Source organism: Longimicrobium sp., from assembly GCF_036554565.1.
In the GTDB taxonomy this organism is placed as follows: Bacteria; Gemmatimonadota; Gemmatimonadetes; order Longimicrobiales; family Longimicrobiaceae; genus Longimicrobium.
Genome location: NZ_DATBNB010000352.1, coordinates 1 through 6,323 on the forward strand (window position 1 = coordinate 1; position 6,323 = coordinate 6,323).

Consider the following 6,323-nt stretch of genomic DNA (forward strand, 5'->3'; position numbering starts at 1 on the left):
CGTCTTCGGTGACGGAGCCCTCGCCGCGCCAATAGCCCTGCTGGTCCGCCTGCTCCGCGGCCTGAACGATCAGGCGGGCCAGCTCGTCGGGCGGAAGATTCGTTGCGTGGTTCACGTCATCAGGGGGCGCGGGGAGGGAGATCTGATGCCGGAAAACTGGTCCCGCGGGACCGTCAGGGCAAGGCGCGGCACCTCGCAATGGCCAAATCCGCGGGCTTCGACGCTCACCAGCGCCGGTCCACGCCGTACTCATCCAGCATCCGGTCCCGCCCGATCACCGGTACGTCCTCCTTCAGCGCCTGTGCCGCGATCATACGGTCGAACGGATCCTTGTGATACCGCGGCAATCGTTCGAATTCGAAGACGTGCTCGAGCTCGACCCGAAGCAGGGCGATGTTGTTCTCCCGAAGACCATCGCGCACGAACTCCATGAAGGGCTTGTGCAGGGTAAGCCTTCTCTGGTTCGACTTGATGCCCATCTCCCAAAGGCTTGCGGTGCTGACCAGCGATTCATTGGCAGGATCGAGAGTCATCGCGCGGGCGTGCGCCGAGAGCTGCGGCGCTCCGCTCACGAGCCAGATAAACGCATGGGTATCGAGCAGGAGCCTCATCCGTCGTCCTCCTCGAACTCCGGGAGGGGGTCATCGAAATCAGGGGACATCCAGACGTACCCTTTCAGACTCCCGGATCCCGGACGCGGCGGCGGCTCGCCAGGCAAGGTGACGAACCGCTCGACACCGTTCTCGACCACCGTCTTGAACATCTCGCGTGTCGAGATCACCACCTTGCGATGCTTGCTGGGATCCGGTTCCGAGGCGTTGCTCTCCGCGGCCTTCTCCCTTGCGAACGCGACCGCGTCCTCCTCCCGCGTGAACTCGACATCGCGGATCAGCTCACCGCCATCATAGACGAGCCAGCTCCGGCGCGTGGGGATCACGTGCCAGTCGAGGATCACGTTGAAGACGGGCTTCTCGTCCATCAATGCCGTATGGGGCATGGGATCTCCGGATGATCGGAATGGATGACGCGGCACATCGCGTACCCTCGTGAGACGCTCCCCGCGGGTTCGCGGTGCCACAAGTGGACGGAGTGAAATATGGTGCCGTGCGCACCTGAATTCCAAACCGCCACCCGCCACCGGCCGGACGCGAACGAAAAGAAGCAGGCCACCCCTGGAGGGACGGCCTGCTATTCATCTTCGAAACCGGCGAATCCGCCGGCTATTTCGCTCCGGTGGGGCCACCCGCCGGTCAGGACTCCGGGTAGAACTGCACGGTCCACTCGGAGCCGGTGGCGAAGCCGGCCAGCTTTGCCGGGTTGAAGATGCTCAGGCTGGTCACCGCGCCACCGGCCATCCACGAGGGCCCGTCGACCACGCGCAGGTGGCAGCCGCCCATCACCAGCCCGGCCCGGGGGACGTCGTTGCTGATCAGCGTGCACGCGCCCGACGCGGTGAACACGCCTTCGGGGGTGTCGAACCGCGCGTAGAACTGCTGCGGCAGGCCCGGCGGAAAGCGCGGGTCGGTGATGCGAAGGCAGGCCGTGGCGCTTCCCACGCGGCGGACGCCGTTGTTCACGATGCGGCCGGACGAGGCGGTGCCCGCCTCGGACCAGAGCGAAGCGCCCAGGAACACGTTCGTCTGGAAGGGCGCCTGCGCGCAGACGGCACGGTCGGCGGGGAAGTCGGGATCTTCCACCGACCGGAAGCGCAGCACCGTGGGACGCGCGCCGGTCTGGGGCGACGAGTTGATCACTTCGGCGCTGCCGCCGTACAGGGCGGCGTCGCCGCCAGCGGCGTGGCGGTCGGCGCCCGCGGGCGCATCGCCGCAGGCGGCGAGGAGCAGGGTAAGCGCGAGGGCAGCAACAGAGCGGGAGTACATGTGCAAAGTCCTTCGATGAATGATGGTTGGAAGATCGGCTACAGGCGGATGAGCTGGGCGCCGTAGTGCACGTTGGCACCCACGGCCGCGATCAGCACCAGGTCGCCCCGGCCCAGTTGAACGACGCCCTGCTCCAGGTCCTCGGCCAGCAGGATCAGCATTCCGGCGGCTGAGGTGTTGCCGTAGCGGTCGACGTTGCACGCCACGCGGTCGGCGGGAAGCCCCGACTGCCTGACGAAGGTGTCCATCAGCCGCTTGTTGGGCTGGTGGAAGTAGTACCGCTGCACCAGCGGCGCGAGCTCCGGCTGCTCGGCCAGCACGCCGTCGATGCAGGCGTTCATGTACGTGGGATACGACCGCGCCACCAGGTGCCCGTCCACCACGAACGCCTCGTCGGCACGGTTGGCGACGGGCGACATGCGGCTTTCCAGCCCGCCGGCCCGGCGGATGACCAGCTGCAGGTAGTCGTTGCCCGACATCGACGAGATGATGCCCTCGCCCGGGCGCCCGTCGCCGCGCAGGATGATGGCCCCCGCGCCGTCGCCGAACACGTAGGCCCCGAAGGCCGCCGGCAGCCGCTTGCGGCCCGGCGACGAGGCCACGTCGCCGCTCCACACGTCGCGGTCCACCAGCGCCGAGGTGAACGCGCTGCCGATGACCGCCGCCGTGCGGATGGCGCCGCTGCGGATCATCTTGTACACCATGTCCGTCACGTACGGCGTGCCGCCGCATCCGTCGTCGATCAGCAGGCCGAAGCAGTCGGGGCGGCACCCGACGCGGCGGTGCACCTCCATGGCGTCGTGGCTGAAGTTCACCCGGTCGGGGGTGCAGGTGACCACGAAAACGGCGTCGAGCTCATGCCCCTCGATGCCGGCCATCTCCATGGCCCGGCGCAGGGCCGCCTCGCACATGTCGGTATTGTTCACGGGCTCGCCCGCCACGGCGGTGGGGGCCATGGTGACGCCCGTTTCGGGGTTCAGGTCCCACAGGAACCGGCGTTCCCGGATCTGCGTCTTCTCGGCGATCCACTCGGCCGACCAGCCGGGGATGGCCTGCGTGATATGTTCGTTGCTCACCGCACGGGGCGGCACGTAGGCTCCCGCACCGACCACGCGAACGCCTCGCGTGCCGAACGCGTTCGACAGCTGAATCATTGGAAGCTCCGGGGGATGGATAAGGACCGCGGCCTGGCGGGGTGGTGGGCCAGGGAGAGAAAATGTGTCTCGCAGGGAAATGCGTCGGATAGCATCCGCACACATAATGCCTTAACATCGCCCTTTCGCGCAAGCCCCCCTCTCCCGCCCTGAATACGGTATACCGCGACGGCGCCCGATCCGGTGCGACGGAGCACAAGTGCTTGCGGAGCAGGAAGGTAGCCCGGTTCTCCCCGCGATCACCGACGCGCCGGACCGCCTCGAGTGCACGTGCCACCAAGGCTTCAATCCACTCATCTGCAACCGAAATATGGTTCAGTACGCTGAAAACTTTGCGCGAACCAATCATCCAGGAGCCATTCAGATCGTGGAACGTCACGGCGTTTTTGGAGCGGTCCGCTTACCTGGCTCGTCTTCGGTCATCCCCTCGGCGCGACACGACGGGCGGCCGGGGGAGAACGAATCCGGCCGCCCTCATCGCGAGGGCGGCCGGAGACGTCGGGAAGCCGGCTGCGGTCAGGCGAGGATGGCGTCCACCAGCACGGGCCGCGCGGCGTCCTGCTCCATCACGAGCAGCGGGGCCACCTGAATGACCTCGTCCTCGTTCCACGCGCGGAAGCAGTCCCAGTCGAACTCGCGCGCGGCGCGGGTCTGGTCGGGAAAGCCGAACCAGTCACGCCAGCCTTCGCTCTCCGCGCGCCACTTGCAATCCCAGTGGAAGGCGATGTGGCGCTCTTCGGTGAGCGTGCGTACGATCAGCGTGCCGCGGAAGTACTCGCAGCCGGACGACGCGCGAAGCTCGATTGATTCGATGGGGAGAGCCGGGTATTCTACCAGCGCCTTGTGCAGCGTCCGCTGAACCTTTACCGGGGGGCAGCCGTAGCCGAACCTGATTCGCTCACTGGAGCGGCCGTCGTTGATGAAGCGAAGGAGAGCTTCGCGAAAGGGAGAGGCCGCGGAGGAGCGGTCCAGCAGGTCGGCAAGGGTCACGGGCAGCACCGGGTTTGGAGGGAACTTTTTCGCGGACCGCAGAATCTAACGCATCGTGCCCATTTCGCCAAGTCGTTTCCGCATGCGGATTTGCGTGCTTCGTTCCGCCCGCCGTCCGCGAGGGTCCGCGTGACCGGATCCGATCAGGATTCGCCACGCGCGGACGTGCATGCGCCCGACGACGTCCTCCGCATCACGCGGCGCCTGCAGGATGCCGGGTTCCAGACCTGGGCCGTGGGCGGTGCCGTGCGCGATGCCCTGTCCGGCGGCCACCCGGGAGACTGGGACCTCACCACCGCCGCGCGCCCGGGCGACGTGCAGCGCCTCTTCCGGCGCACGGTTCCCGTGGGGGTCGCGCACGGCACCGTGGGCGTGGTGGGGCGCGACGGGCGCCTGTACGAGGTGACCACCTTTCGCCGCGACGTCGAAACCGACGGGCGGCACGCACGCGTGATCTTCGCGCAGACGGTGGACGAAGACCTGCGGCGGCGCGACTTCACCATCAACGCCGTCGCCTGGCACCCGCTCACGCACGAGGTGCGCGATCCGCACGGCGGCGTGCCCGACCTTCGCGCCGGCCTGCTGCGCACCGTCGGCGAGGCGGAGGAGCGCTTTCGCGAAGACCGCCTGCGCGTGCTACGCGCCCTGCGCTTCGCCGGCCGCTTCGGGCTGACGATCGAGGACGGCACCTGGGCCGCCGCGCAGGCCGCGGCGCCGGAGCTGGTGCACCTCTCCGCCGAGCGCGTGCGCGAAGAGCTGCTCAAGGTGCTGCGGCAGGTGCGGCCCCCGTCCGTGTCGCTGACGCTGTACCAGCAATGCGGCGTCCTGCGGCACCTGTATCCCGAACTGGAAGCTTGCGTCGGCGTTGAGGATGGGAAGGCCGACGTGTGGACGCACCTGCTCCGGGTCGTCGACCAGGTGCCCGCGCATCGCACCACCCTGCGCGTCGCCGCGCTGCTGCACGATGCGGGAAAGCCGCGGACGCGCACCGACGCCGGTTTTCCCGACCACGCCGCGGCCGGCGCAGCAACGGCGCACGCGCTGATGCGCCGCCTGAAGTTCTCCAACGCAGAGATCGACCGAACGGTGCACCTGATAGCGCAGCACTCCGATTTTCCAACGCCCGAAGCCTCTGCTCCTGAGCTGCGGCGCTGGCTGCGGCGCGTGGGGCAGGAGTATGTGCCCGACCTCTTCCGCCTGCGCATCGCCGACCTGCGGGCGCGAGGGGACGGCGATCCGCGGCTGGACGAGACCAACCGCCTGTGGAAGCGCGTTCGGCGCGAGCTGCAACAGCAGGCTCCGCTGGATATCGGCGGCCTGGCGATCGGCGGGGGCGAGCTTCGCGGCCTTGGACTGCCGCCGGGCCCGCTCTACGGCGAGATCCTGCGCGACCTGCTGGAGCGCGTCACCGACGACCCGTCGCTCAACGACCGCGAAACGCTGACGCGGATGGTCCGTGAACGCATCTCGTCGCGCGAGGGGTGACGCGTGAACGATTATGGAGAGAACCGAGGATGACCAAGCCTGAAGCCTGGATGCGGGGTCCCGTCGAGGGCGTCCATCCGCTGCTGATGCCTGCTGCCCACGCGCTGATCGGCGTGGCCGAGGACATGGAGGCGGCCGCGGAAGGGTTGTCGACCGAGGAGCTGTGGGCCAACCCCGGCGGGGCTGCGTCCGTCGGCTTTCACCTGGCGCACGCGGCGGGCAGCCTGGACCGGCTGCTCACCTACGCCCGAGGCGAGGCGCTGAGCGAGGAGCAGTTCGCGTATCTGCGCGCCGAGCAGGACCCGGGCGACCCGCCCCGCACGGCCGCGGACCTGGTCGGCGCGGTGCACGCCGCGGTGGACCGGGCCCTGGCCCAGATCCGCGCCACCTCGCCCGACGCGCTGCTGGAGTTCCGAGGCGTCGGCCGGCAGCAGCTTCCGAGCAACGTTCTGGGCCTGCTGTTCCACGCCGCGGAGCACACGCAACGCCACACCGGCCAGGTAATCACGACGAGCAAGATCGTGCGGGGGCTGGGCGGGCGCTGATCGCCGCCGGCCCTGCTCCCTCTCTCCCGCGCTGTTTGCGGGGGAGAGGGCCGGGGAGAGGGGGGCACCCGGGGCCCGCACGGCCCTCTCCGAAGCGCTTCGACCTGCCTGCATGGGCGCCCGGCCCTGCACGGGCGAATGAATACGCGGCAACGAGCACACGAAGTCCACCTTCGTGGACTGGCTTGCCGTGGAGTGAGTTGGAGTGTGTTGCTCGCCCGAGGTTCTATGCAGTTCTCCCTCTCTCCCGCGCTGTTTGCGGGGGAGAG

The 6,323-nt window shown here is 68.5% G+C and carries 7 protein-coding genes; 2 read left to right on the plus strand and 5 right to left on the minus strand.

The window, feature by feature from the left end; all coding sequences use genetic code 11:
* Positions 1-224: 224 nt before the first annotated feature.
* The 5 genes from VIB55_RS09830 to VIB55_RS09850 all read right to left on the minus strand — a co-directional run bounded on the left by VIB55_RS09830 (position 225) and on the right by VIB55_RS09850 (position 4,024).
* The gene (locus VIB55_RS09830) at positions 225-611 is read right to left on the minus strand and encodes a type II toxin-antitoxin system VapC family toxin (protein ID WP_331876475.1); all 387 of its coding nucleotides are present in this window, start codon (positions 609-611) and stop codon (positions 225-227) included.
* Complete coding sequence (locus VIB55_RS09835) at positions 608-997, minus strand: hypothetical protein (protein WP_331876476.1); 390 nt, start codon at positions 995-997, stop codon at positions 608-610. The genes VIB55_RS09830 and VIB55_RS09835 overlap by 4 nt, the downstream gene beginning before the upstream one ends.
* A 253-nt stretch (positions 998-1,250) precedes the next feature.
* Entirely contained in the window at positions 1,251-1,880 is a 630-nt protein-coding gene (locus tag VIB55_RS09840) for a hypothetical protein (RefSeq protein ID WP_331876477.1), read from the minus strand.
* A gap of 38 nt (positions 1,881-1,918) precedes the next feature.
* The gene (locus tag VIB55_RS09845; RefSeq protein ID WP_331876478.1) at positions 1,919-3,034 is read right to left on the minus strand and encodes a 3-oxoacyl-ACP synthase III family protein; all 1,116 of its coding nucleotides are present in this window, start codon (positions 3,032-3,034) and stop codon (positions 1,919-1,921) included.
* Positions 3,035-3,550: 516 nt separating this feature from the next.
* The gene (locus tag VIB55_RS09850; protein ID WP_331876479.1) at positions 3,551-4,024 is read right to left on the minus strand and encodes a hypothetical protein; all 474 of its coding nucleotides are present in this window, start codon (positions 4,022-4,024) and stop codon (positions 3,551-3,553) included.
* Between the two features lie 129 nt (positions 4,025-4,153).
* Between VIB55_RS09850 and VIB55_RS09855 the strand changes: the two genes are divergently transcribed.
* Together VIB55_RS09855 and VIB55_RS09860 are read left to right on the plus strand one after the other, a co-directional pair.
* A complete protein-coding gene (locus VIB55_RS09855; protein WP_331876480.1) occupies positions 4,154-5,509 on the plus strand; it encodes a CCA tRNA nucleotidyltransferase in 1,356 nt (451 codons plus the stop codon).
* A gap of 29 nt (positions 5,510-5,538) precedes the next feature.
* A complete protein-coding gene (locus VIB55_RS09860; RefSeq protein ID WP_331876481.1) occupies positions 5,539-6,054 on the plus strand; it encodes a DinB family protein in 516 nt (171 codons plus the stop codon).
* The last annotated feature ends 269 nt before the right edge of the window (positions 6,055-6,323 follow it).